This window comes from Paraburkholderia sp. FT54 (assembly GCF_031585635.1).
Taxonomy (GTDB): domain Bacteria; phylum Pseudomonadota; class Gammaproteobacteria; order Burkholderiales; family Burkholderiaceae; genus Paraburkholderia.
In genome coordinates, this window is sequence record NZ_CP134195.1 from 3,916,196 (window position 1) to 3,937,747 (window position 21,552).

Below are 21,552 nucleotides of genomic sequence, written 5' to 3' on the forward strand. Positions count from 1 at the left end.
CGCGCGTTTTCGCAGCGCTCTGTTTTTGACGGCTTGAGGTATTCGATGAAGACAGTGTTGATCGTCGGTGCGTCGCGCGGCATCGGCCAGGAGTTTGCACAGCAGTACAAAAAGAGCGGTTGGCGCGTGCTCGCCACCGCGCGCGACGGCGCCGCGCTCGACGCATTGAAGGCACTCGGCGCCGAAACTTTTTCACTCGATGTGAGCGCGCCAGAAGAAATCGCCGCGCTCGGCTGGAAGCTCGATGGCGAACGGCTCGATGCGGCGATCCTGGTGTCGGGCGTGTACGGCCCGCGCACGGAAGGCATCGAGACGATTACCGCCGAAGACTTCGACCACGTCATGCACACCAACGTGCGCGGGCCGATGCAATTGATGCCGATCCTGCTGCCGCTCGTCGAAGAGGCGGGCGGCGTGTTCGCGGTGATCTCGAGCAAGATGGGCAGCATCGGCGACGCGAGCGGCACGACCGGCTGGCTGTATCGCGCGAGCAAGGCGGCGCTGAACGACGCGCTGAAACTCGCGTCGCTAGAAGCAAGGCGCGCCGCATGCATTTCGTTGCATCCCGGCTGGGTGCGCACCGACATGGGCGGCGCACAGGCGGCGATCGATCCGGCGCGCAGCGTCACCGGCATGCGTGAAGTGCTGGCGCAGGCCGCCGCGGCGCACGACGAGTTCAACGGCCGCTTCTATCAATACGACGGCACGCTGCTCGACTGGTGAGCGACGAGCCGGCAAGGAGACACACTCATGGTGCTTGATCAGGATCACTTGATGGTCCGCGACGCGCTGCGCACCTTCGTGCGCGAAGCGATCACGCCGCAGGCGGCGGCGTGGGACCGCGAGCGCACTTTTCCGCGGGACGTGCATCGGCAACTCGCCGAACTCGGCGCATATGGCGTGCTGGTGCCCGAAGCGTATGGCGGCGCCGGCATGGACGCGCTGGCGCTCGCGCTGATTCTCGAAGAGATCGCTGCCGGCGACGGCGGCACCTCGACGGCTATTTCCGTCAATAACTGCCCCGTTTGCAGCATTCTGCTGACCTATGGCAGCGACGCGCAAAAACGCGACTGGCTGACCCCGCTCGCGCGCGGCGAAATGCTCGGTGCGTTTTGCCTGACCGAACCACAAGCCGGTTCCGACGCTTCCGCGCTGCGCACCACCGCGACACGCGACGGCGATGCGTACGTGCTGAACGGCGTCAAACAGTTCATTACGAGCGGCAAGAACGGCAACGTCGCGATCGTGATGGCCGTCACCGACAAAGCCGCGGGCAAGCGCGGCATCAGCGCGTTTATCGTGCCCACCGATACGAAGGGTTACGTTGTCGCGCGAGTGGAAGACAAGCTCGGTCAGCATTCGTCGGATACGGCGCAGATCCTCTTCGAAGACTGCCGCGTGCCGGCCGCCAATCTGATCGGCGCGGAAGGCGAAGGCTACCGGATCGCGCTGTCGGGGCTCGAAGGCGGTCGCATCGGTATCGCCGCGCAAAGCGTCGGCATGGCGCGCGCCGCGTTCGAAGCAGCGCTGAGTTATGCGAAGGAGCGCGAGAGCTTCGGCGCGCCGCTCTTTTCGCACCAGGCCGTGCAGTTCCGCCTCGCCGATATGGCGACGCAACTCGAAGCTGCACGCCAGTTGATCTGGCACGCCGCGTCGTTGAAGGATGCCGGCCAACCGTGCCTGACCGAAGCCGCGATGGCCAAGTTGTTCGCCTCCGAAGCCGCCGAGCGCATCTGTTCGGCCGCCTTACAGATTCATGGCGGGTACGGCTACCTGAGCGACTTCCCGGTCGAGCGGATTTACCGCGACGTGCGCGTGTGCCAGATCTACGAAGGCACCAGCGACATCCAGAAAATTTTGATCGCGCGCGGTCTTGGCTGAAAGTCTGATGAATAAGCAAGTGTTGTCATTGCAACGACCATCCGATTGTCCCTGCGGCGGCGCCGCGCCCGATCAGCGCAGCGGCGCCAAGGCGCCGCGCTTCGCGCAGTGCTGCGGCCGCTATATCGACGGCGGCGAAGCGGCGCCACGGGCCCTTGAACTGATGCGTTCGCGTTATAGCGCGTATGTTGTGGGAGCAACGGATTATCTGCGCGCCACGTGGGCGCCGCATACCCGCCCCGCCGATCTCGACGTGGACCCGGCCGCATCCGACGCTGCGCGTTGGCTCGGACTGCAAATCAAGGCGTTCGCTGAATCCGACGCTGATCACGCGACGGTCGAATTTGTCGCACGTTATAAGGTGGGCGGACGCGCGCATCGGCTGCACGAACTGAGCCGTTTCGTTCGCGGCGATGACGGCCGCTGGCGCTACGTCGATGGCGACGTCCGCGAATAAATCCCTTTCTGCCCCTTACAAGACGCCGCCGTGTCCTTACGCCGCGCTCACATATGGCCCTGTTAGCAGGGCCATTTTTTGTTGGCTCGATGCCACAAGACCCGCGCCGCGCCAGATTGCTTCGTTACGCCAAATACCGGCGAGGCCTGTATCGAGCGGCCTGAGGCTGCGAATCAGTACGCGGCAACTGCTGGTTCGCGGGTTCTCCTTGATTGCACAAAACAAAATTGTCGTGCCAGGATGAGGCCGTAGCTTCATGACGTCACGTTGCGAGAGCCGGTCCATACCAACTCCGCAAAATGCGCAGGAAGCCCTGCCAGGTACCAGACGGTGTGGTTCCGGCGGCGGTTTCGGGCAGCAGCCGTGGCGCTCATCATCGGCGCGTGGGGTCGCGTCGGCCGTTTGGGTTCATCCCGTGCGATCTCGATTAGCGTGCGTGCGCCTCCGGTGCACTCCGTGCGCGAGTGTGTTTTTGTTTGTCGAAAACCTGCCCGAAAGGCAAATGTCAGCAATGACTTTCGATGAACAGGTATCCCGGTATTCAGGGCAGATTTTTGAGGCAGGTGCGTGAATGGTGTTCAGCAAGGTTCTGACGAAGTGTGCGGTGATCTGTGCAGCGGCTACGTGCGCTGTCGCACTCGCGCACGCCGACCCGCTCGCGGACACCCAGGCGGGACCGTTGACGCGCGCACACGTGCCGCGCATCGCACTTGATGACGACGTCTATCTGCCCAGCGCGGGTCTCAACGAACGGATCATCCGCGTGCCGGTCGACGCGGCCGGCACGGTCACCCTCGAAACGACGATCTACAAACCGGACGGCGCGGGCCCGTTTCCGATGATCGTTTTCAACCACGGCAAAATCCCCGGCGATCCGCGCACGCAGGAGCGCAGCGACCCGCTGCCGTTCGCGCGCGAATTCGTGCGGCGCGGCTACGTGGTGGTGGCGCCGAACCGCCAGGGTTTCGGCCACTCGGACGGCACATATCAGCAGGATGGTTGCGATGTCGAAAAGAACGGCATCGGCCAGGCCGGCGACGTTGCCGCGACAGTCGACTTTATGTCGAAGCAGCCTTACGTGGACGCCACGCATATCGTCGTGGCCGGCACCTCGCACGGCGGCCTTGCGACGATGGCGTACGGCACGCAAGCCGCGCCGGGCGTGCGGGCGCTGATCAATTTTTCGGGCGGCTTGCGGCAGGACGCGTGCGGCGACTGGCAGGGCAATCTGACGCGTGCGTTCGGCGCGTACGGCGAGAAGACCAGGGTGCCGTCGCTGTGGATGTACGGCGATAACGATTCGGTCTGGAATGCACCGTTGGTTGCGGGCATGTACGCGGCTTATGGCGCGCACGGCGCGAGCGCGAAGATGGTAGATTTCGGCAACTACAAGAATGATGCGCACCGGTTGGTCGGCGACCGTGATGGTGTGCATGTGTGGTGGCCGGCTGTCGAGGCTTTCCTTGCGCAGGTGGGCATGCCGACTGGTGTGCAGTATCGCGTGTCTGATCCGTCCATGCCGAAGGCCAGCGGGTTTGCTGCTGTCGATGCGGTCGACGCCGTGCCGTTTGTCGATGAAGCCGGGCGTAATGGGTATCGGAATTTCTTGCATCAGTTTCCTAGCCGGGCGTTTGCTGTTTCTGACACGGGGGCCTGGTCCTGGGCTGAAGGTGGTGATGATCCGATGTCGGTTGCGGTGGCGAATTGTCAGAAGCAGTCTTCGGCGCCTTGTCGGTTGTATGCGGTGAATAACTCCGTTGTTTGGGGGGATCAGTCTTCGCAGACGGCTGATGGTGGGGCGGTGGGTGGGGGCGCCGATGCGCGGCGGGCTATTGCTAGTCGTGAATAACAGTTAGGTTTTTTTGCCTGCTCGGCGTGTGTTGGTTCTCTGTGTTCTTTTTGTTCGCTTTGTTCTCTGAGGCGTTGGCCTTTCCTTGAATTCATGGTGGTCTATTGGCGTTGCCCCTGTGCGGGGCGGCACCTACTTTCTTTGCCGCCGCAAAGAAAGTAGGCAAAGAAAGCGGCTTCGCACCGCCAGCTCATAAGCGGATCCCCCGCGCAGTCGCGGTAGTGGTGCATCTGGAATCCGTGCTCTCGCACATTCAGCCCCGGTGGCAAGGCCGTCATTCTTCCGGCGACGCTGCGCGCGCCGTCGCGGTAATTCATCAAACCATTGGGTCCTCGTGCGCCAGCAGTATTTGCTACTGGCCGTCCGCTTTTGCGCCAGCGATCTTCGCACCAACAGCCTTCCATGCTCCCCTTCGGCGCCGCGCCCCAGCGAAGCCGACAGCCCCACCGCGCCCAAACAAAACCACTGGTTCCGAGCAGACCGTTCCGGCGAGCGCGCAGCGCGAGGCGGGAAGTATGACGGCCTTGTCACTGAGGCCAAATGGACGAGAACACCGATTCCAGATGTGCCACTACCGTGACTGCGCGAGGGGCCCGCTTATGGGCTGGCGGTGTGAAGCCGCTTTCTTTGCCTACTTTCTTTGCGGCAGGCAAAGAAAGTAGGTGCCGCCCCGCACAGGGGCAACGCCAATAGACCACCAAGAAAGCAAGGAAAGGCCAACGCCTCAGAGAACACACCAAAAAACACCCGCCGAGCAGGCCAAAACCCCAAATCCCCGCCAGTAAGTTGCAACTACTTTGCCGTCGCCAACTCCGCCCATCAGCGACCTTCACCTAGAAACAGAAACCACCTGCCCCGAACATCGCCAAACTCCAGCGCCGCAGGCAAAAACGCCCCTCGAACCCCTAGTGCGCAGCACGAAATAAACGGCTAATCTCGACCCCGCAGGCCCGCCAAAGGGCCGCGCGCAGCGCAAAAAATCCGCGCCACGCGACTGAAAATGGCCCTAAAAAAGCCACGCCGCGCAGCGGCAAAAAAAGCCCCCTGGAGTACCCCTTTGGAAAACCCAGCACCACCATCAGCCGCCCCCGAAGACTGGATCGCCCGCAGCCTGCGCGCAGTCTGGCACCCCTGCACGCAGATGAAGCACCACGAACGCCTGCCGCTGGTGCCCGTCGCGCGCGGCCAGGGCGCGTGGCTCTACGATCGCGCCGGCCATCGTTATCTGGATGCCATCAGCTCCTGGTGGGTCAACCTGTTCGGTCACGCCAATCCGCGCATCAACGCGGCCCTGAAAGACCAGCTCGACACGCTCGAACATGCGATGCTCGCCGGCTGCACTCACGAACCGGCCATCGAACTCGCGGAGCGGCTCAGCGCGCTGACGAACAACACGCTGGGCCACGCGTTCTTCGCGTCAGATGGCGCATCCGCCGTCGAAATCGCCCTGAAGATGAGCTTCCACTCGTGGCGCAATCGCGGTTTCGCCGATAAGCAGGAATTCGTCTGCATCGCCAATAGCTATCACGGCGAAACCATCGGCGCGCTCGGCGTCACCGATGTCGCGCTCTTCAAGGACGCCTACGATCCGTTGATCCGCCACGCGCACGTCGTGGCATCCCCCGACGCGCGCCTCGCGCAAGCCGGCGAAACCGCCGCCGATGTCGCCCGCCACGCGCTCGATCACGTCCGCTCGCTGTTCGACGCACGCGCCACGAAAATCGCTGCATTGATCGTCGAGCCGCTGGTGCAGTGCGCGGCCGGCATGGCCATGCACGACGCGTCGTATATCGCGGGATTGCGCGCCTTGTGCGACCAGTACGGCGTGCATCTGATCGCCGATGAAATCGCCGTCGGCTGCGGTCGCACCGGCACCTTCTTCGCGTGCGAACAGGCCGGCATCTGGCCGGACTTTCTCTGCCTGTCGAAAGGCATTAGCGGCGGCTATCTGCCGCTCTCGATCGTGCTGTCGCGCGATGAAATTTTCGCAGCGTTCTATCACGACGACACCGCGCGCGGCTTCCTGCACTCGCACTCATACACCGGCAATCCGCTTGCCTGCCGCGCGGCGCTCGCCACGCTCGATCTGTTCGCGAGCGACAAAGTCCTCGCCGTCAACGCGCAGAAGTCCGCAAAGCTGAAAGCCGCGCTCGCGCCGCTCGCCGAGCACAAGCAAGTCCGGAATCTGCGTCAGTGCGGCACGATCTTCGCGTTCGACGCGGTGATCGACGATGCTCAGCAAGCCAAAACATTCTCGCGCCGCTTCTTCGATAACGCGTTGCAACGCGAACTGCTGCTGCGCCCGATCTCGACCACGGTGTATCTGATGCCTCCTTATATCCTCGACGACGAAGAACTCGCGCTGCTCGCCTCGCGCACGCGCGAAACCTTCGAAGCCACGCTCGCGGAGACCCGCTGATGCACCTGCTCGACACGCTCACCGAAGGCCTGAAGGAAATCGACGCGCGCGGCCTGCGCCGTCGCCGCCGCACCGCGGACACCCCGTGCGCGGCGCACATGACAGTGGACGGCCGCGAAATCATCGGCTTCGCCAGCAACGACTATCTCGGCCTCGCCGCGCATCCGCAACTCATCGCGGCCATCGCGGAAGGCGCGCAACGTTATGGCGCGGGTAGCGGCGGCTCGCATCTGCTCGGCGGCCACTCGCGCGCGCACGCGCAACTCGAAGACGATCTCGCTGAATTCGCGGGCGGCTTCGTCGACAACGCGCGCGCACTCTATTTCAGCACCGGTTACATGGCGAATCTCGCCACGCTCACCGCACTCGCGGGCCGCGGCACGACGCTCTTCTCCGATGCGCTGAATCACGCGTCGCTGATCGACGGCGCGCGTTTGTCCCGCGCCGACGTGCAGATCTACCCGCACTGCGATACGCAAGCGTTGAGCGCGATGCTCGAAGCGTCCGACTCCGACGTCAAAGTAATCGTCTCCGATACCGTCTTTAGCATGGACGGCGATATCGCGCCGCTGCCGCGCCTGCTCGAACTCGCGGAGCAACACGGCGCCTGGCTGATCGTCGACGACGCGCACGGTTTCGGCGTGCTCGGCCCGCAAGGCCGTGGCGCGATCGCGCAAGCCGCGCTGCGCTCGCCGAACCTCATTTCGATCGGCACGCTCGGCAAAGCGGCCGGCGTCTCCGGCGCGTTCGTCACCGCGCATGAGACGGTCATCGAATGGCTCGTGCAGCGCGCGCGTCCGTACATCTTCACCACGGCGTCGGTGCCGGCCGCGGCGCACGCGGTATCGGCGAGCCTGCGCATCATCGGCGGCGAAGAAGGCGACGCGCGTCGTGCGCATCTTCAGCAACTGATCGAACGCACGCGCGCCATGCTGAAGGCCACGCCCTGGTTACCGGTCGACTCGCATACGGCCGTGCAACCGCTCATCATCGGCGCGAACGAAGCCACGCTCGAGATCGCGGCCACGCTCGATCGCGCGGGTCTGTGGGTGCCGGCGATCCGTCCGCCGACCGTGCCCGCCGGCACGTCGCGCTTGCGTATTTCGCTGTCGGCCGCGCACTCGCACGCAGACCTCGACCGGCTCGAAGCAGGCTTGCAGCAACTCGGAGCGAAAGCGGCATGAGTGGCTCGAGTCAAAACGCACTGTCCTTATTCGTCACCGGCACCGATACGGAAATCGGCAAGACATTCGTCTCGTCGGCGCTGTTGCGCGGCTTCGTCCGCGCAGGCCTGCAGGCCGCCGCGATGAAGCCGATCGCCGCCGGCGCATTCGAGCTCGATGGTGTGCTGCACAACGAAGACGCGGACCAACTCGACGCCGCCTCGAACGTCCTGCTGCCGCCCGAAATGCGCACGCCGTATTTGCTGAAGGAACCGGCCGCGCCGCATATCGCGGCCGCGCTGGAAAACGTCACGTTCGATCTCGACCATATCGTCGGCTGTCATGCGCAGGCTCTCAAGCGCGCGGAGATTGTCGTCGTGGAAGGCGTGGGCGGCTTTCGTGTGCCGTTGACGGCCACTCAGGACACCGCCGATCTCGCCGTCGCCCTGAAGCTGCCGGTCGTGCTGGTGGTCGGCATGCGGCTCGGCTGCATCAGCCACGCGCTGCTCACCGCTGAAGCAATCGCCGCGCGCGGGCTCACGCTCGCCGGCTGGGTCGCGAACCGCATCGATCCGGACATGACGTTCCCCGACGAAAACATCGCGTCGATCCGCGCGCATCTCGCCCGCGAATACGACGCGCCGCTGCTCGGCATCGTGCCGCATCTGAGTCCGGCGTCGCCCGAACTCGCAGCGGACCAACTCGACATCGACCGGCTCTTGCAGACGCTGCGTGACATGCGAACACAAATGCAAACGCAAACGCAGCGCTGAATCACCATCACATCCATCCATGAGGATTGACGACATGACGCAACTGAACATCGCTCCGACGCCCGCCGATACGGCCGCGGCAAACAACAATGCCAACGCCGCAGCCGGCACGAAACAGGTCGCGCGCTGGCGCGTCGCCGACATCGTCGCCTTGTACGAACTGCCGTTCAACGACCTGATGTTCAAGGCACAGCAAACCCATCGCGAGCATTTCGATGCGAACACCGTGCAACTGTCCACGCTGCTGTCGATCAAGACCGGTGGCTGCGAAGAAGATTGCGCGTACTGTCCGCAGTCGGTGCATCACGACACGGGCCTGCAAGCCGACAAGCTGATGCCGGTAGACGAAGTGCTCGCCGCCGCCAAAGTCGCCAAGGAAAACGGCGCGACGCGTTTCTGCATGGGCGCCGCGTGGCGCAATCCGAAAGACCGTCACCTCGAACCGATCAAGGACATGATCCGCGGCGTCAAGGCCATGGGTCTCGAAACGTGCGTCACGCTCGGCATGCTCGAAACGCATCAGGCGCAAGGACTGCGCGAAGCAGGCCTCGACTACTACAACCACAACCTCGACACGTCGCCGGAGTTCTACGGTCAGATCATTTCGACGCGCACGTATCAGGACCGCCTCGACACGCTCGAACGCGTGCGCGATGCGGGCATCAACGTGTGCTGCGGCGGGATTGTCGGCCTGGGTGAATCGCGCCGCGAACGCGCCGGCCTGATCGCGCAGCTGGCGAACATGGAGCCGTATCCGGAATCGGTGCCCATCAACAATCTGGTACAAGTGGAAGGCACGCCGCTGACCGGCACCGAAGCGATCGACCCGTTCGAATTCGTGCGCACGATCGCGATTGCGCGCATTACCATGCCGCGCGCGATGGTGCGTCTGTCAGCGGGCCGCGAGCAGATGGACGAAGCGTTACAGGCATTGTGCTTCCTCGCCGGCGCGAACTCGATTTTCTACGGCGATCAGTTGCTGACTACCAGCAACCCGCAAGCAGAAGCGGACCGCAAGCTGCTCGAACGTCTCGGCATTCGCGCTGAAGCCGCGCAACAGATGCCGCTCGATCAAAGCGGTTGCGAGCATGGCTGCGATAAACATGCAGCGCCGAACTGAGCGCACGCACCACGTGAGATAAAACACGCGCAATAAAAAAGGCTGCCTTGAACTGCACCCCAAAAGTTGGACACCGATCCAACCTTTTGGGGTGTTTTTCATGACGAAGTACAGTGAGCAGTTAAAGCTGAAGCTGGTGAAGCAGTACGTGGCCGGTTCGGCTGGTGTCGAGGTACTTGCAAAGCGGTATGGAGTGAGTCGCTCGGTTTTACAGCTGTGGATTTCGGCCTACGAGCAACATGGACAGGACGGACTGCGCAAGAAATTCAGTCACTATGACGCGCAGTTCAGGATGTCGGTACTCATGCACATGTGGCAGAAGGATTTGCCATACCGGCAGGTGGCTGCGGTGTTCGACATCCGCAGTCCGGGCTGCATAGCGCAATGGGAACGCCGGTATCATGAAGGCGGTATCGACGCACTGGCGCCTCGTCCACGATGGCGCCGCAAAACCATGACCCAGCCAGTTCCTGAAAAGCCGACCGAAGACAGTGCGCCAGATAAGCGCACGCGTGAGCAGTTGCTCAAGGAAAACGAGTACCTGCGCGCGGAGGTGGCCTATCTAAAAAAGCTCGATGCCCTGCTTCAGGCAAAGAAGCAGGGCGTGCAGAAGAAAAAGCGCAAATAGTGCAGGAGCTCCGGCAGCACCACCCGATGCCCGCTTTGCTGAAGGCAGCGGGTCTGGCGCGCAGCACGTTCTATTACCAGTTGAGCGTGCCGGATGCCGGTGAGCGGCACAAGGACCTCAAAACCCGCATCAAGACTGTGTATGAACGCCACAAGGGCCGTTATGGCTACCGGCGCATCACGGCGGCGATCCGGCAGGCAGGCCCGAGCGTGAACCACAAGACGGTGCAACGTCTGATGGGAGAACTGAAACTGAAATCGCTGGTGCGCGCGAAGAAATACCGCTCATGGCGCGGCGAAGTCGGCCGTATTGCGCCGAACCTGTTAAACCGCGAGTTCAGCGCACAGCAGCCCAATCAGAAGTGGGTGACGGACGTGACGGAGTTCAACGTGCTGGGTCAGAAGCTGTATCTCTCGCCGATCATGGATCTGTATAACGGCGAGATCGTGGCTTATCAGATGAACACCCGACCGGTCTTCGATCTGGTCAGCAGCATGCTAAAAAAAGCGCTGGCAAAGCTTGGTCCCCAGGAGACCCCGCTGCTGCATTCAGACCAGGGCTGGCAGTACCAGATGCCTGCTTACCGGAGGCTGCTGGATCAACACGGCCTGACGCAGAGCATGTCGCGCAAGGCAAACTGCTACGACAATGCGGCAATGGAAAGCTTCTTTGGCACGCTCAAGGCGGAGTTCTTCCGGCTGAGCAGGTTTGAAAGTATCGACGAGTTGAAGGCTGGCATCAGACAATACATTCACTACTACAACCACAAACGCATCAAGCTCAAACTGAACGGGCTGAGTCCTGTGATGTACAGAACCCAGCCCGCTCAAACCTGAACTCAAACTGTCCAACTTTGCGGGGTCAGTTCACCTCGTTGTTTGAGGCAGCCTTTTTACTTACTTGCGAAGCCGAAAATTTACTTCTTATCCACGATGATCTGATCAAACGTCCCGCCGTCGGAGAAATGGGTTTGTTGCGCTTTCTGCCAGCTGCCGAACATCTCCTCGACAGTGAACGTCTTGATCGGCTTGAACTCCGCCGCATGCTTCGCGAGCACGGTCTTGTCACGCGGACGCAGATGGTGCTGCGCGATGATTTCCTGCGCGGCCGGCGACCACAGATAGTCGAGATACGCCTGCGCTTCCTTGCGCGTGCCGCGCTTGTCGACCACCTTGTCGACGATCGACACCGGCGGCGCAGCCAGCAAACTCACCGACGGATACACGGCCTCGAAATTGCCCCCGCCCACGCCCGTGTCCATCAGCGCGACTTCGTTTTCGAACGTCACCAGCACGTCGCCGATACCGCGTTGCGTGAACGTGGTCGTCGCACCGCGGCCGCCCGTATCGAGCACCGGCACGTTCCTGAAGATCGCTTTTTCGAAGTCGAGCGCCTGCGCGTCGGTGCCGCCATGCTGCTTGCGATAACCCCATGCGGCCAGATAGGCGTAGCGCCCGTTGCCCGATGTCTTCGGATTGGCGATGACCACCTGCACGCCGGGCTTGGCGAGATCGTCCCAGTCCTTGATGTGCTTCGGATTGCCCTTGCGTACGAGAAACACCATTGTCGTGGTGTACGGCGCGCTGTCGTCCGGCAGACGCGTGCGCCAGTTGGCCGGCACCAGTTGACCTTTCTCGGCGAGCAGGTCGATGTCGTTCGGCTGGTTCATCGTCACCACGTCGGCCTGCAGGCCTTGCAGTACCGAGAGCGCCTGCGCGCTCGACGCGCCATGCGACTGGCGGATCGACACGGTCTCGCCGCTCTTCTGCTTGTACGCCGCGATGAAGCCGGCGTTGATGTCCTTGTACAGCTCGCGCGTCACGTCGTACGACACGTTCAGCAGCGACGCATCCGCGTGCGCCGTCGACACGCCCGCCAACGCGAGCGTGAATGCCGTCATGCCGGCTGCCAGCCAGCGCGAAGTCCCCGTCTTGCCTGCCATCTTGTCCCCGCCTATCGATGATGAAAACCAGTGGCCGCACGAACGTGCAGCGTGAAGCGGGATTCTAACGGATCGCTTACTTGGCCAGTGGCCCGTTCGCGCGCCCGATGCGCGAACGCCGCGGCCCGATCTTTCACACGAACGCGTTCTGTACGGCCTCGAACGACTCGTCGCGAAAACGCAGCGGCGCCGCGCAGTGCACCAGCGTGTCGACGAAATATTTCGCGCGCGGCCACGGACCGAAACCGGCCGCGGTGTTGATATGCCCCGCGTCCCCGAGATTGACGAACGCGCTGCCGAAGCGCTGTGCGAGATCGCGCGAACCGGCGAGCGGCATCCACGGATCGGTTTCGCTGCCGATCAGAATCGACGGCACGCCGAGACGGCGCGCGTCGAACGGTCCGGCGAAGGCGAATTTCTGCGGACTCGCGGGCGCCACGAAGAGCACACCGATCACGTCGTTCGCATACGACGCCTGCTGCAATGCATGCGCGGCCGCAAGGCAACCGAAGCTATGCGCGGCCAGCACGAACGGCCCGCGCTCGCGCGCGAGCAGATCGCGCAGCGATTTCGACCACAGTGCGAGGTCCGGCGCGTCCCAATCGGCTTGCTCGACACGCAGCGAGCGCGCGAACTGCCGCTCCAGCCAGGTCTGCCAATGCGCGCCTTCGCTGCCGTGCAGACCGGGAACGGTGACGAGCCGCGGCGGCCATGTCGATTTGGTGCATGAAAGCATGTGTGTGCCTCGCTGCGAGAATCCAGGCAACGATTGTCCCGCCGCGCGCCGTGCGGGCGAACCAAGATTTTGTGCTTTGTTTATCGGACAAATGCGCGGACAAATGCAGGCCAGATAGGGACCGTGCGGCGGAAAGCTCGCGCTCGACCCGTACGCCCGTGCGCAAACGCGCGCGATTCGCGTCGAAAAAGTAGAATGAAGCCTACCCATAAAAGGAGGAGGCCTCATGCCGCAAACGACATCCGCCACGCCGCAGCCGTCGCGCCGGTCATGCCGTGGCTTTTCCGCCTCCACACCCAATTTCGCAGGCGCCTTCCGGACCGTATGAAAATCCTCTTCTACATGCCACAGGCCGACGCCGCCGCGTGGCTGCACGACTTCGCCCACGCGCTGCCGGAGGCCGATCTGCGTGAATGGCAGCCTGGCGACACCGCGCCGGCCGATTTCGCGATCGTGTGGCGTCCGCCGCGCGACATGCTGGCCGGCCGCGCCGATCTGCGCGCGATCTTCAATCTCGGCGCGGGCGTCGACGCGATCCTCGCGCTCGAACACGAGCAGCCCGGCACGTTGCCGCGCAACGCGCAGTTGATCCGTCTCGAAGATACCGGCATGGCGCCGCAAATGGCCGAGTATGTGACTCACGCGGTGTTGCGCTATCTGCGCCGTTTCGACGAGTATCAAACGCTGCAAAGCGAGCGCCGCTGGGAAGTGCTCGAGCCGCATCGGCGCGACACCTTCACGGTCGGCGTGCTGGGACTCGGCGTGCTCGGCGCGCATGTCGCACAGGCGCTCGCGGCATTCGGCCTGCCCGTGCGCGGCTACAGCCGCAGTCCCCGGCAAATGGAGGGCATCACGACGTTCGCCGGCGAAGCGCAGTTCGACGCGTTTCTCGACGGCGTGAAAGTGCTGGTCAATCTGCTGCCGTATACACCGGATACGCGCGACGTGCTGAACGCGCGCACGTTCGGCAAGCTCGCGCACGGCGCGTACCTGATCAACGTGGCACGCGGCGGGCATCTGGACGAACAGGATTTGCTCGATGCGCTCGCGAGCGGGCAACTTACCGCCGCCACGCTCGACGTGTTCCGCGAAGAACCGCTGCCGCCGGATCATCTGTTCTGGCAGGAGCCGCGCATCACGATCACACCGCACGTGTCCGCGCTGACGTTGCGCGAAGAAAGCGTCGCCCAGGTCGCGCAGAAAATCACCGCGCTCATGCGCGGCGACACGGTCAGCGGTGTAGTGAATATCGAACGCGGATACTGAACCCATCGAATCCCATTGAAGGAGCGCCGCCACGCGCGGCGTCGACATAGGAGACACATCATGGCCCTACCCCAGCAAGTGAAAATCGTCGAAGTCGGTCCCCGTGACGGACTGCAGAACGAAAAAGACTTCGTACCCACCGCGACCAAGATCGAGTTGATCAACCGTTTGTCGGCGGCGGGTTTCCGTAACGTCGAGGCCGCTTCGTTCGTATCGCCGAAATGGGTGCCGCAGATGGCCGACGGCGCCGACGTGATGGCCGGCATCGAACGACGCCCGGGCACGATCTACTCGGTGCTGACGCCGAACCTGCGCGGCCTCGAAGGCGCGCTCGCCGCGCATGCCGACGAGATCGTGATTTTCGGCGCGGCCAGCGAAGCGTTTTCGCAGAAGAACATCAACTGCAGCATCGCGGAAAGCATCGATCGGTTCGTGCCGGTCGCGCAGGCGGCGAAGGAACACGGCGTGCGGATTCGCGGCAGCGTGTCGTGCGCGCTGGGCTGTCCGTATCAGGGCGAAGTGCCGGTGGCGTCGGTGGTGGATGTGGTCAAGCGCTTCGCGGCGCTCGGCTGTGACGAGATCGATATCGCCGACACGATCGGCGTCGGCACGCCGAAGCGCACGCGTGAAGTGTTCGAGGCAGTCACTCAGGTATTTCCGCGCGAGCGTCTGTCCGGCCACTTCCACGACACCTATGGTCAGGCGCTCGCCAACATCTATGCAGCGTTGCAGGAAGGCATCGAGATTTATCACGCGTCGGTGGCGGGCCTTGGCGGCTGTCCGTATGCAAAGGGCGCGACCGGCAACATCGCCACCGAAGACGTGCTGTATCTGATGAACGGCCTCGGCATCGAGACCGGCATCGACCTCGCGCAAGTCGTGGCGATCGGCGATTTCATCTCGACGTCGATCGGCAAGCCGAATGTCTCGCGCGCCGGCAAAGCGCTGCTCGCCAAAGCGCGCAGCGAAGCGGCCAACTGCGTCTGACCTCGCTCGACGTGCGCGCTGAACACTCATGCAATCAATCAGGACCTGAAACGATGACGGACCATGCTTCCCTCGAATCCGACGATCTCACCGCGCTGCCCGACTCGGCACGCCGCGTCGCGCTGCTGTTGCGCGAACGCGGTCACGCGGGCCGGATCGTGATGCTGCCGGAAACCGGCAAGACCTCGGCCGAAGCCGCGGCTGGCCTCGGCTGCTCGGTCGCGCAGATCGCCAAGTCGATTCTGTTTCGCCGCCGTGAAGACGACGTGCCGGTACTGGTGATCGCGAGCGGCGCGAATCGCGTCGACGAAAAGAAAGTCGCCGCGCAAGTGGGCGACATCGGCCGGGCGGACGCGAAGTTCGTCCGCGAAAAAACGGGCTATGCGATCGGCGGCGTCTGTCCGATCGGTCATGCCACCAGGCCGGTCACGCTGATCGACGCCGATCTGCTCGAACTCGACAGTCTGTGGGCCGCCGCGGGTCATCCGCATGCAGTGTTCAATCTGACCGCGCAGGAACTGATCGCGCTCACGGGCGCGCCGGTGATCGACGTGGCGCTGCGCGAGACGGCGTGACGCGATGACGATGATGACAGCAGGCCTAGATAACGAAGACCACCACGCCGTGCCGTCGCCTTGCATCAACGTGTGCAGGATGGACGCGTCGACCGGCTGGTGCGAAGGATGCCTGCGCACCATCGACGAAATCGCCGGCTGGTCGTTGTTCGACGACGACGCGAAGCGCGCGGTCTGGGACGCGATCGAGGCGCGCCACGCGGAGTTCGTCGCGAGCCAGGCGAAGGTGCGGCGATGAACGCCGCGCCGCGCATCGTCACGGTTGGCGAAACGTTCAGTTCGACGCTGGAGCTATCGGCGGAATCGGTGAAATCGTTCGCCTCGCTCGTCAACGACCACAACCCGCTGCATCACGACGAAGCGTATGCCGCGCAAAGCCGCTTCGGCGGCCTGATTGCATCCGGCACGCAACCGACTGCGCATTTCATGGCGCTGCTGGCGACGCATTATTCGACCTACGCGCAACCGCTCGGTCTGGAGTTCGATATCAAGCTGAAGAAAGCCGTGCATGCGAACGACACGCTCACGATCACCTGGCGCGTGAAGCATGCTTACTGGAAGCCAAGCCTGAATGGCGATCTGACGCATCTTGAAGGCACGGTTGTGAATCAGCGTGGCGAGACCATGTTGATCGGTTCGTCGACGATTCTCGTGATGCCGAAACCGGAAGCGCCTGCAAGCGTCGACGCAAACACTAACGCTGCGCCCAACTCTCCATGATCACGCTGCCGGAATCGATTCGGGTTTTCGAACGCGGCTGGCTCTCGTCGAACAACGTGCTGCTGGTGGACGACGTCTGCGCCGCACTCGTCGATACCGGCTATGCCACGCACGCGCCGCAAACGCTGGCACTGGTGCGGCAAGCACTCGGCGCGCGGCCGCTCGACCTGATCGTCAACACGCATCTGCATTCGGACCATTGCGGCGGCAATGCGCTCTTGCAGGCGACTTGGCCGTGCGGCACTGTCATTCCCGCCTCGGAAGCCGGCGCAGTACGCGACTGGGACGAAACGCGCCTCACGTTTCGCGCCACCGGCCAGACCTGCGAGCGTTTTACCTTCACCGGAACGATCGCGCCCGGCGCGCAGTTGCGGCTCGGCGCGCTCGACTGGGATGTGCTCGGCGCGCCCGGCCACGATCCGCATTCGCTGATGCTGTACTGCGCGGACGAACGCATCCTGATCAGCGCGGACGCGTTGTGGGAAAACGGCTTCGGCGTGATTTTTCCCGAACTGGAAGGCGAAAGCGGTTTCGCCGAGGAGCAGGCCGTGCTGGAAGCCATTGCGGGGCTCGACGTGCGCCTCGTCATCCCCGGCCATGGCGCACCCTTCACGAATGTCGAGCAGGCGCTTGAACGCGCGTTTTCGCGTGTTGCGTGGCTGCGTGCGGATCCCGCGCGCAATGCAAAGAATGCGCTGAAGGTGCTGATCGTGTTCAAGTTGCTCGAGGTGCGCGCAATGCGCTTCGACACCTTGCTGCACATGCTCGACGCCGCCAGCGTGATGCGCGCCGCCGCGTCGATGCTCAAGCCGCGCGGCGAGTGGCCTGCGCTGGTGAAAGTCATCGTGGGCGAGTTGGCGGACAGGAACGGGCCGCTGGTAGTGGATGGTGAGCGCATCGCCGCGCGCGCGGCCTGACGCGCCGCGGCCGAGACGCGCACGAGAAACCGTCGCCACAAAAAGAAAACCGCTCGGCCCTTACAGGCGAGCGGCGGAAATTCTGTCGGACGTGATCAGCGTCAAGACGCATGATACGCGTGCCTGTTTTTTGATCGCATCGGTGATTTCCCTACAGAAAGTTGACGTCCGCTTTTAAAGCCGCATACACGGCACGTTTCGCAACCCCGTAGTTGTGCATCTTTCGAATCATTAGTCCGCTGATATGAATAATCTTCACATTCGGTTACTCGGGAATCCGTAGCATTGTGATTCGCCGCAACGGCGCAACGCCCGTCAGGTCGACGACAAACGCTTTTGCGGCACGATCCGCCAGCCGAGATTGACGCCGGCCGCCGCCACCAGAATCAGCACCGCGCCGAGCACCTGAATCCACGCGAGCGTTTGCCCGAACGCAACCCGGTCGACGATGATCGCCACCACCGGATAGATGAACGAGAGCGCGCCTGTCATTGAAGTCGGCAGCTTCTGGATCGCGCCGTACAGCAACACGTACATGAGACCGGTATTGACGACGCCGAGCACGATCAGCTCGAGCCACTGCACGCCGGTTGTGGGCAACGCGTCGAAGCGCACGAACGGCGCGAGCATCAGCACGCCGAGCGACACCTGGATCAACGCGATCAGATGTGGCGGCGTGCCCTTGAGCCGCTTCGTAATGATGGACGACACGGCATACATCGCCGCCGCGCCCACCGCGTACGCGACACCGACCAGATATTGCCCCGGCACCGCCAGCACCGCCGGCTCGACCTTCACGACGAACACGAGGCCGATGAACGCAACCACCAGCCACGCCACCGTCGACGCGCTGATGCGCTCGCGGAACACGAGCGCGCCGAGCGCCACCAGCATGAACGGCTGCGTGTTGTAGACGGCCGTCGCCATCGAGATCGACGCGCGCGAATACGCGGCGAACAACAACACCCAGTTGATGACGATCGCCGCGCCGCCGAGCAAGGCGAGGCCGAGCATCTTCCACGAGAAGAGCTTGCGCCGGAACAGGCCCAGCACGGCGCACACGAGCGCCAGCGTCGCGCCGCCGAAAATGCAGCGGAAGAACACGACATTGAACGGGCTTTGCTGCGACGACACCACCAGCCAGCCGATGGTGCCGGACATCAGCATCGCCATGGTCATTTCCGCGGCTCCGCGGCGGATTTCGTTTGACGCCATGATTCGATCCTCGAATTGATTCCTGCATGACCAGCAGTGTAAATAATCCGATCGCCCGAATACATGGCTAAACTTAAGCGTTCCTGCGACGCAACCTAAGTTTCGAAGGCTGTCATGACCAAACGCCTTACTCCTCCGGCACCCACCGCGCTCGACGATACCGACCGGGCGCTCCTCGCCGCGCTCGCGGAAGACGCCCGTCAGCCGGTCAGCGAACTGGCGCGGCTTGTCGGCCTGTCGGCGCCGAGCACGGCGGAGCGCGTGCGCAGGCTCGAAGCGCAAGGCGTGATCGAGCGCTTCACAGTGCGAATCGATCCGCGCGCGCTCGGCTACACGCTGCAGGCCATCGTGCGCGTGAAGCCGTTGCCCGGCCAGTTGCATCTGGTGGAAGAGGTGATCCGGCGGATTCCGGAGTTCGTCGAATGCGACAAGGTGACGGGCGACGATTGCTTCATCTGCCGCCTGTATCTGCATTCAATCGAACAGCTCGACGAGATTCTGTCCAAGGTCACCGAGCGCGCGGAAACCAGCACCGCGATCGTCAAATCGACGCCGGTCGCACGCCGCTTGCCGCCGCTCGGTTGAACGGGGGCGCGGGCGCGGCCTCACGTATGAACGAAACAGACGGAACGAAGTGGCTTACTGATCGACCGCCTGGAAGAAAGACAGCATTTCGGCGACCAGTTCGTCCGACGCTTCTTCCGGTATGTAGTGCCCGCAAGCCAGCGCACGGCCGCTCACGTCACGCGCCACGCGACGCCATTCCGCCAGGGCGTCGAAGCACTTCTCGATCACACCCTTGTCGCCCCACAGCACGCGCAACGGACAGCCGATCTTGTGACCGCGCTCGATGTCGGCGCGATCCTGTTCCAGGTCGATGCTCGCCGACGCGCGGTAGTCCTCGCACATCGCATGCACGGCGCCCGGTTGCGCAAGGGCCGAACGATAAGCTTCGAGCGCGGCGTGCTCGAACGGCGCCAGACCCGCGTGACGGCTGCCCATCACCGCGTCGACATACGCCGCCGGGTTTGCGCCGATCAGCGTTTCGGGCAGCGGCTCCGGCTGGATCAGGAAGAACCAGTGGAAATAGAGCGTCGCAAAGGCGCGGTCGGTGGCCTCGTACATCGCGAGCGTCGGCGCGATGTCGAGCAGCATCAGACGCTCGACGGCATCCGCGTGATCGAGCGCCATGCGATGCGCGACGCGCGCGCCGCGATCGTGCGCGCAGACGAGAAAACGTTCGAAGCCGAAGTGGCGCATCACGGCGACCTGATCGGCCGCCATCACGCGCTTGGAATACGGCGTGTGCGCGGCGTCGCTCGGCGGTTTGCCCGACGCGCCGTAGCCGCGCAGGTCGGTGGCGATCACGGTGAAATGTTGGGCCAGTCGCGCGGCGCACTTTTGCCAGATCAGATGCGACTGCGGATGACCGTGCAGCAACAGAAGAGGCGGCCCCGCCCCGCCCTTCACTCCGAAAATATCGACATCGCCCACGGCGACGCGAAAGGGCGTGAAATTCTCGAAGGCCATGGCTTCTCTCTCGTGATTTTGGAGTCACTGCATTGTAGAAGCCCAATGTGTCCGCGCGAGGTGGGATAACCCACGCATGCATAGAAGCTGAACACTCCTTCCAACCGTTCCAAACGACCCGATCGAACGCGCTCGCTGCGCTTCGCCTATAATCGAACGACCGTTCTTAAATTTCCGGATGGCTGCGGCTAGCAAAAGCGCCGCAAGCCATGTGCCGCTAAACTCAGTCATCGCCGGGCGCACAACGACGCACCGGCCCGCTCAAAACAGGAGACTCGCACTATGGCATTGCCCGCCGTCCTGCAAAAACTTGCGCTGCCCGTCGTCGCTTCGCCGATGTTCATCGTCAGCTACCCCGAACTCGTGCTGGCTCAATGCAAGGCTGGCATCGTCGGCTCGTTCCCCGCGCTGAATGCGCGCCCGGCCGAACTGCTCGATGAATGGCTCACGCAGATTCAGGCGCAGCTTGCCGAGCACAAGGCGGCCCACCCGGATGCGGTCATCGGGCCGATCGCCGTCAACCAGATCGTGCATCAGTCGAATACGCGGCTCGAACACGACGTGCGCGTGTGCGTCGAGCACAAGGTGCCGATTTTCATCACGAGCCTGCGGGCGCCGGCGCGGGAAATCGTCGATGCCGTGCATAGCTACGGCGGCATCGTGCTGCACGACGTGATCAATCTGCGCCATGCGCAGAAGGCGCTGGAAGCGGGCGTCGACGGTCTGATCCTGGTGGCGTCCGGCGCGGGCGGCCATGCGGGCACGACCTCGCCGTTCGCGCTGGTCGGCGAAGTGCGGCGCATGTTCGACGGCCCGATCGTGCTGTCGGGCTCGATCGCCAACGGCGGCTCGATTCTCGCCGCGCAGGCCATGGGCGCGGACCTCGCCTACATGGGCACGCGCTTCATCGCGACCAGGGAAGCCCACGCGGTCGACAGCTACAAGCAGGCGATCGTCAATTCCACGGCGTCGGACATCATCTACACGAACCTGTTCACCGGCGTGCATGGCAACTACATCCGCGAAAGTATCCTGAACGCGGGGCTGGACCCGGACGCGCTGCCGGAATCGGACAAGACCAAGATGAATTTCGGCAGCGACAAGGCGAAGGCGTGGAAAGACATCTGGGGCGCGGGCCAGGGCGTCGGCCTGATGGACGACGTGCCGAGCGTGAGCGAGCTGGTGCAGCGTTTGACGAAGGAGTATGACGACGCGAAGGCGCGGCTGGGGATCGCGCGCTGAAGGCAGTGCATCCCAGCATAACTCGGTTGCGGTTGCGCGCTGCGAGTTAGCCTGGAGCGCCTCGGCGCAGACGCCAGATTCGGGACGCTTGATCTGAGGCACTTGATCTGAGGCGCTCGATCTGGACGGTTT

At 63.3% G+C, this 21,552-nt stretch carries 21 protein-coding genes; 17 read left to right on the forward strand and 4 right to left on the reverse strand.

All coding sequences use genetic code 11. The features are described 5' to 3' along the window. Positions 1 to 45: 45 nt before the first annotated feature. The 9 genes from RI103_RS18005 (at position 46) to RI103_RS18045 (ending at position 11,126) form a co-directional block, all read left to right on the forward strand. Positions 46 to 723 (forward strand): SDR family oxidoreductase, encoded by a 678-nt coding sequence (locus tag RI103_RS18005; protein ID WP_310813261.1) that lies wholly within the window; start codon positions 46 to 48, stop codon positions 721 to 723. 27 nt (positions 724 to 750) lie between these two features. Beyond that, positions 751 to 1,881 carry an acyl-CoA dehydrogenase family protein gene (locus RI103_RS18010; protein WP_310813262.1) on the forward strand — a complete coding sequence of 377 codons (1,131 nt, stop codon included), beginning with the start codon at positions 751 to 753 and terminating at the stop codon, positions 1,879 to 1,881. A gap of 7 nt (positions 1,882 to 1,888) precedes the next feature. After that, positions 1,889 to 2,338, forward strand: coding sequence for a YchJ family protein (locus tag RI103_RS18015; protein ID WP_310813263.1), 450 nt, complete (start codon positions 1,889 to 1,891; stop codon positions 2,336 to 2,338). A 571-nt stretch (positions 2,339 to 2,909) separates the two neighbouring features. Then, positions 2,910 to 4,187, forward strand: a complete 1,278-nt coding sequence (locus RI103_RS18020; protein ID WP_310813264.1) for a CocE/NonD family hydrolase — start codon at positions 2,910 to 2,912, stop codon at positions 4,185 to 4,187. Positions 4,188 to 5,244: 1,057 nt separating this feature from the next. Beyond that, entirely contained in the window at positions 5,245 to 6,606 is a 1,362-nt protein-coding gene (bioA, locus tag RI103_RS18025; protein ID WP_310813265.1) for an adenosylmethionine--8-amino-7-oxononanoate transaminase, read from the forward strand. Then, positions 6,606 to 7,790 (forward strand): 8-amino-7-oxononanoate synthase, encoded by a 1,185-nt coding sequence (bioF, locus tag RI103_RS18030; protein WP_310813266.1) that lies wholly within the window; start codon positions 6,606 to 6,608, stop codon positions 7,788 to 7,790. The genes bioA and bioF overlap by 1 nt, the downstream gene beginning before the upstream one ends. Beyond that, positions 7,787 to 8,542, forward strand: coding sequence for a dethiobiotin synthase (gene bioD / locus RI103_RS18035; protein WP_310813267.1), 756 nt, complete (start codon positions 7,787 to 7,789; stop codon positions 8,540 to 8,542). Before bioF ends, bioD begins: the two co-directional genes overlap by 4 nt. Before the next feature lie 34 nt (positions 8,543 to 8,576). Continuing rightward, positions 8,577 to 9,662, forward strand: coding sequence for a biotin synthase BioB (bioB, locus tag RI103_RS18040; RefSeq protein WP_310813268.1), 1,086 nt, complete (start codon positions 8,577 to 8,579; stop codon positions 9,660 to 9,662). 100 nt (positions 9,663 to 9,762) lie between these two features. Continuing rightward, positions 9,763 to 11,126 (forward strand): IS3 family transposase gene (locus RI103_RS18045; protein ID WP_310812657.1). Its coding sequence is split into 2 segments (ribosomal slippage): positions 9,763 to 10,225 and positions 10,225 to 11,126, totalling 1,365 coding nucleotides; the frame shifts between segments, so codons are not numbered across the junction. Positions 11,127 to 11,206: 80 nt separating this feature from the next. Here RI103_RS18045 and RI103_RS18050 read toward each other — a convergent pair. Beyond that, the gene (locus RI103_RS18050) at positions 11,207 to 12,232 is read right to left on the reverse strand and encodes a sulfate ABC transporter substrate-binding protein (protein ID WP_310813269.1); all 1,026 of its coding nucleotides are present in this window, start codon (positions 12,230 to 12,232) and stop codon (positions 11,207 to 11,209) included. Positions 12,233 to 12,365: 133 nt separating this feature from the next. After that, positions 12,366 to 12,968 (reverse strand): alpha/beta hydrolase, encoded by a 603-nt coding sequence (locus RI103_RS18055; protein ID WP_310813270.1) that lies wholly within the window; start codon positions 12,966 to 12,968, stop codon positions 12,366 to 12,368. A 324-nt stretch (positions 12,969 to 13,292) separates the two neighbouring features. Here RI103_RS18055 and RI103_RS18060 point away from each other — a divergent pair, with 324 nt between their 5' ends. From RI103_RS18060 to RI103_RS18085, 6 genes are read left to right on the forward strand one after another with little or no spacing between them, the layout of a single operon-like run. Next, positions 13,293 to 14,234: a glyoxylate/hydroxypyruvate reductase A gene (locus RI103_RS18060; protein WP_310813271.1), complete on the forward strand. Its 942-nt coding sequence runs from the start codon at positions 13,293 to 13,295 to the stop codon at positions 14,232 to 14,234. A 60-nt stretch (positions 14,235 to 14,294) separates the two neighbouring features. Beyond that, positions 14,295 to 15,221 (forward strand): hydroxymethylglutaryl-CoA lyase, encoded by a 927-nt coding sequence (locus RI103_RS18065; protein ID WP_310813272.1) that lies wholly within the window; start codon positions 14,295 to 14,297, stop codon positions 15,219 to 15,221. Positions 15,222 to 15,274: 53 nt separating this feature from the next. Continuing rightward, positions 15,275 to 15,796: a YbaK/EbsC family protein gene (locus tag RI103_RS18070; protein WP_310813273.1), complete on the forward strand. Its 522-nt coding sequence runs from the start codon at positions 15,275 to 15,277 to the stop codon at positions 15,794 to 15,796. 13 nt (positions 15,797 to 15,809) lie between these two features. Continuing rightward, positions 15,810 to 16,034, forward strand: coding sequence for a DUF1289 domain-containing protein (locus tag RI103_RS18075; protein WP_310815269.1), 225 nt, complete (start codon positions 15,810 to 15,812; stop codon positions 16,032 to 16,034). Next, entirely contained in the window at positions 16,031 to 16,516 is a 486-nt protein-coding gene (locus RI103_RS18080) for a MaoC family dehydratase (RefSeq protein WP_310813274.1), read from the forward strand. Before RI103_RS18075 ends, RI103_RS18080 begins: the two co-directional genes overlap by 4 nt. Next, positions 16,513 to 17,433 carry an MBL fold metallo-hydrolase gene (locus tag RI103_RS18085; RefSeq protein WP_310813275.1) on the forward strand — a complete coding sequence of 307 codons (921 nt, stop codon included), beginning with the start codon at positions 16,513 to 16,515 and terminating at the stop codon, positions 17,431 to 17,433. Before RI103_RS18080 ends, RI103_RS18085 begins: the two co-directional genes overlap by 4 nt. Before the next feature lie 315 nt (positions 17,434 to 17,748). Here RI103_RS18085 and RI103_RS18090 read toward each other — a convergent pair whose 3' ends face one another. After that, positions 17,749 to 18,648, reverse strand: a complete 900-nt coding sequence (locus tag RI103_RS18090; protein ID WP_310813276.1) for a DMT family transporter — start codon at positions 18,646 to 18,648, stop codon at positions 17,749 to 17,751. A gap of 114 nt (positions 18,649 to 18,762) precedes the next feature. Here RI103_RS18090 and RI103_RS18095 point away from each other — a divergent pair, with 114 nt between their 5' ends. Then, positions 18,763 to 19,233, forward strand: coding sequence for an Lrp/AsnC family transcriptional regulator (locus RI103_RS18095; RefSeq protein ID WP_310813277.1), 471 nt, complete (start codon positions 18,763 to 18,765; stop codon positions 19,231 to 19,233). Positions 19,234 to 19,287: 54 nt separating this feature from the next. Here RI103_RS18095 and RI103_RS18100 read toward each other — a convergent pair whose 3' ends face one another. After that, positions 19,288 to 20,178 carry an alpha/beta hydrolase gene (locus RI103_RS18100; RefSeq protein ID WP_310813278.1) on the reverse strand — a complete coding sequence of 297 codons (891 nt, stop codon included), beginning with the start codon at positions 20,176 to 20,178 and terminating at the stop codon, positions 19,288 to 19,290. A 282-nt stretch (positions 20,179 to 20,460) separates the two neighbouring features. Here RI103_RS18100 and RI103_RS18105 point away from each other — a divergent pair, with 282 nt between their 5' ends. Then, on the forward strand, positions 20,461 to 21,420 hold the full coding sequence (locus RI103_RS18105) for a nitronate monooxygenase family protein (RefSeq protein ID WP_310813279.1): 960 nt from the start codon (positions 20,461 to 20,463) through the stop codon (positions 21,418 to 21,420). Positions 21,421 to 21,552 lie beyond the last annotated feature (132 nt).

Excerpts from the sequence above, each read along its gene's own strand:
- RI103_RS18005 (WP_310813261.1), top strand. The coding sequence starts at position 46 with ATGAAGACAGTGTTGATCGTCGGTGCGTCGCGCGGCATCGGCCAGGAG.
- RI103_RS18010 (WP_310813262.1), top strand. The coding sequence starts at position 751 with ATGGTGCTTGATCAGGATCACTTGATGGTCCGCGACGCGCTGCGCACC.
- RI103_RS18015 (WP_310813263.1), top strand. The coding sequence starts at position 1,889 with ATGAATAAGCAAGTGTTGTCATTGCAACGACCATCCGATTGTCCCTGC.
- RI103_RS18020 (WP_310813264.1), top strand. The coding sequence starts at position 2,910 with ATGGTGTTCAGCAAGGTTCTGACGAAGTGTGCGGTGATCTGTGCAGCG.
- bioF (WP_310813266.1), top strand. The coding sequence starts at position 6,606 with ATGCACCTGCTCGACACGCTCACCGAAGGCCTGAAGGAAATCGACGCG.
- bioD (WP_310813267.1), top strand. The coding sequence starts at position 7,787 with ATGAGTGGCTCGAGTCAAAACGCACTGTCCTTATTCGTCACCGGCACC.
- bioB (WP_310813268.1), top strand. The coding sequence starts at position 8,577 with ATGACGCAACTGAACATCGCTCCGACGCCCGCCGATACGGCCGCGGCA.
- RI103_RS18050 (WP_310813269.1), bottom strand. The coding sequence starts at position 12,232 with ATGGCAGGCAAGACGGGGACTTCGCGCTGGCTGGCAGCCGGCATGACG.
- RI103_RS18055 (WP_310813270.1), bottom strand. The coding sequence starts at position 12,968 with ATGCTTTCATGCACCAAATCGACATGGCCGCCGCGGCTCGTCACCGTT.
- RI103_RS18060 (WP_310813271.1), top strand. The coding sequence starts at position 13,293 with ATGAAAATCCTCTTCTACATGCCACAGGCCGACGCCGCCGCGTGGCTG.
- RI103_RS18065 (WP_310813272.1), top strand. The coding sequence starts at position 14,295 with ATGGCCCTACCCCAGCAAGTGAAAATCGTCGAAGTCGGTCCCCGTGAC.
- RI103_RS18070 (WP_310813273.1), top strand. The coding sequence starts at position 15,275 with ATGACGGACCATGCTTCCCTCGAATCCGACGATCTCACCGCGCTGCCC.
- RI103_RS18075 (WP_310815269.1), top strand. The coding sequence starts at position 15,810 with ATGACAGCAGGCCTAGATAACGAAGACCACCACGCCGTGCCGTCGCCT.
- RI103_RS18080 (WP_310813274.1), top strand. The coding sequence starts at position 16,031 with ATGAACGCCGCGCCGCGCATCGTCACGGTTGGCGAAACGTTCAGTTCG.
- RI103_RS18085 (WP_310813275.1), top strand. The coding sequence starts at position 16,513 with ATGATCACGCTGCCGGAATCGATTCGGGTTTTCGAACGCGGCTGGCTC.
- RI103_RS18090 (WP_310813276.1), bottom strand. The coding sequence starts at position 18,648 with ATGGCGTCAAACGAAATCCGCCGCGGAGCCGCGGAAATGACCATGGCG.
- RI103_RS18095 (WP_310813277.1), top strand. The coding sequence starts at position 18,763 with ATGACCAAACGCCTTACTCCTCCGGCACCCACCGCGCTCGACGATACC.
- RI103_RS18100 (WP_310813278.1), bottom strand. The coding sequence starts at position 20,178 with ATGGCCTTCGAGAATTTCACGCCCTTTCGCGTCGCCGTGGGCGATGTC.
- RI103_RS18105 (WP_310813279.1), top strand. The coding sequence starts at position 20,461 with ATGGCATTGCCCGCCGTCCTGCAAAAACTTGCGCTGCCCGTCGTCGCT.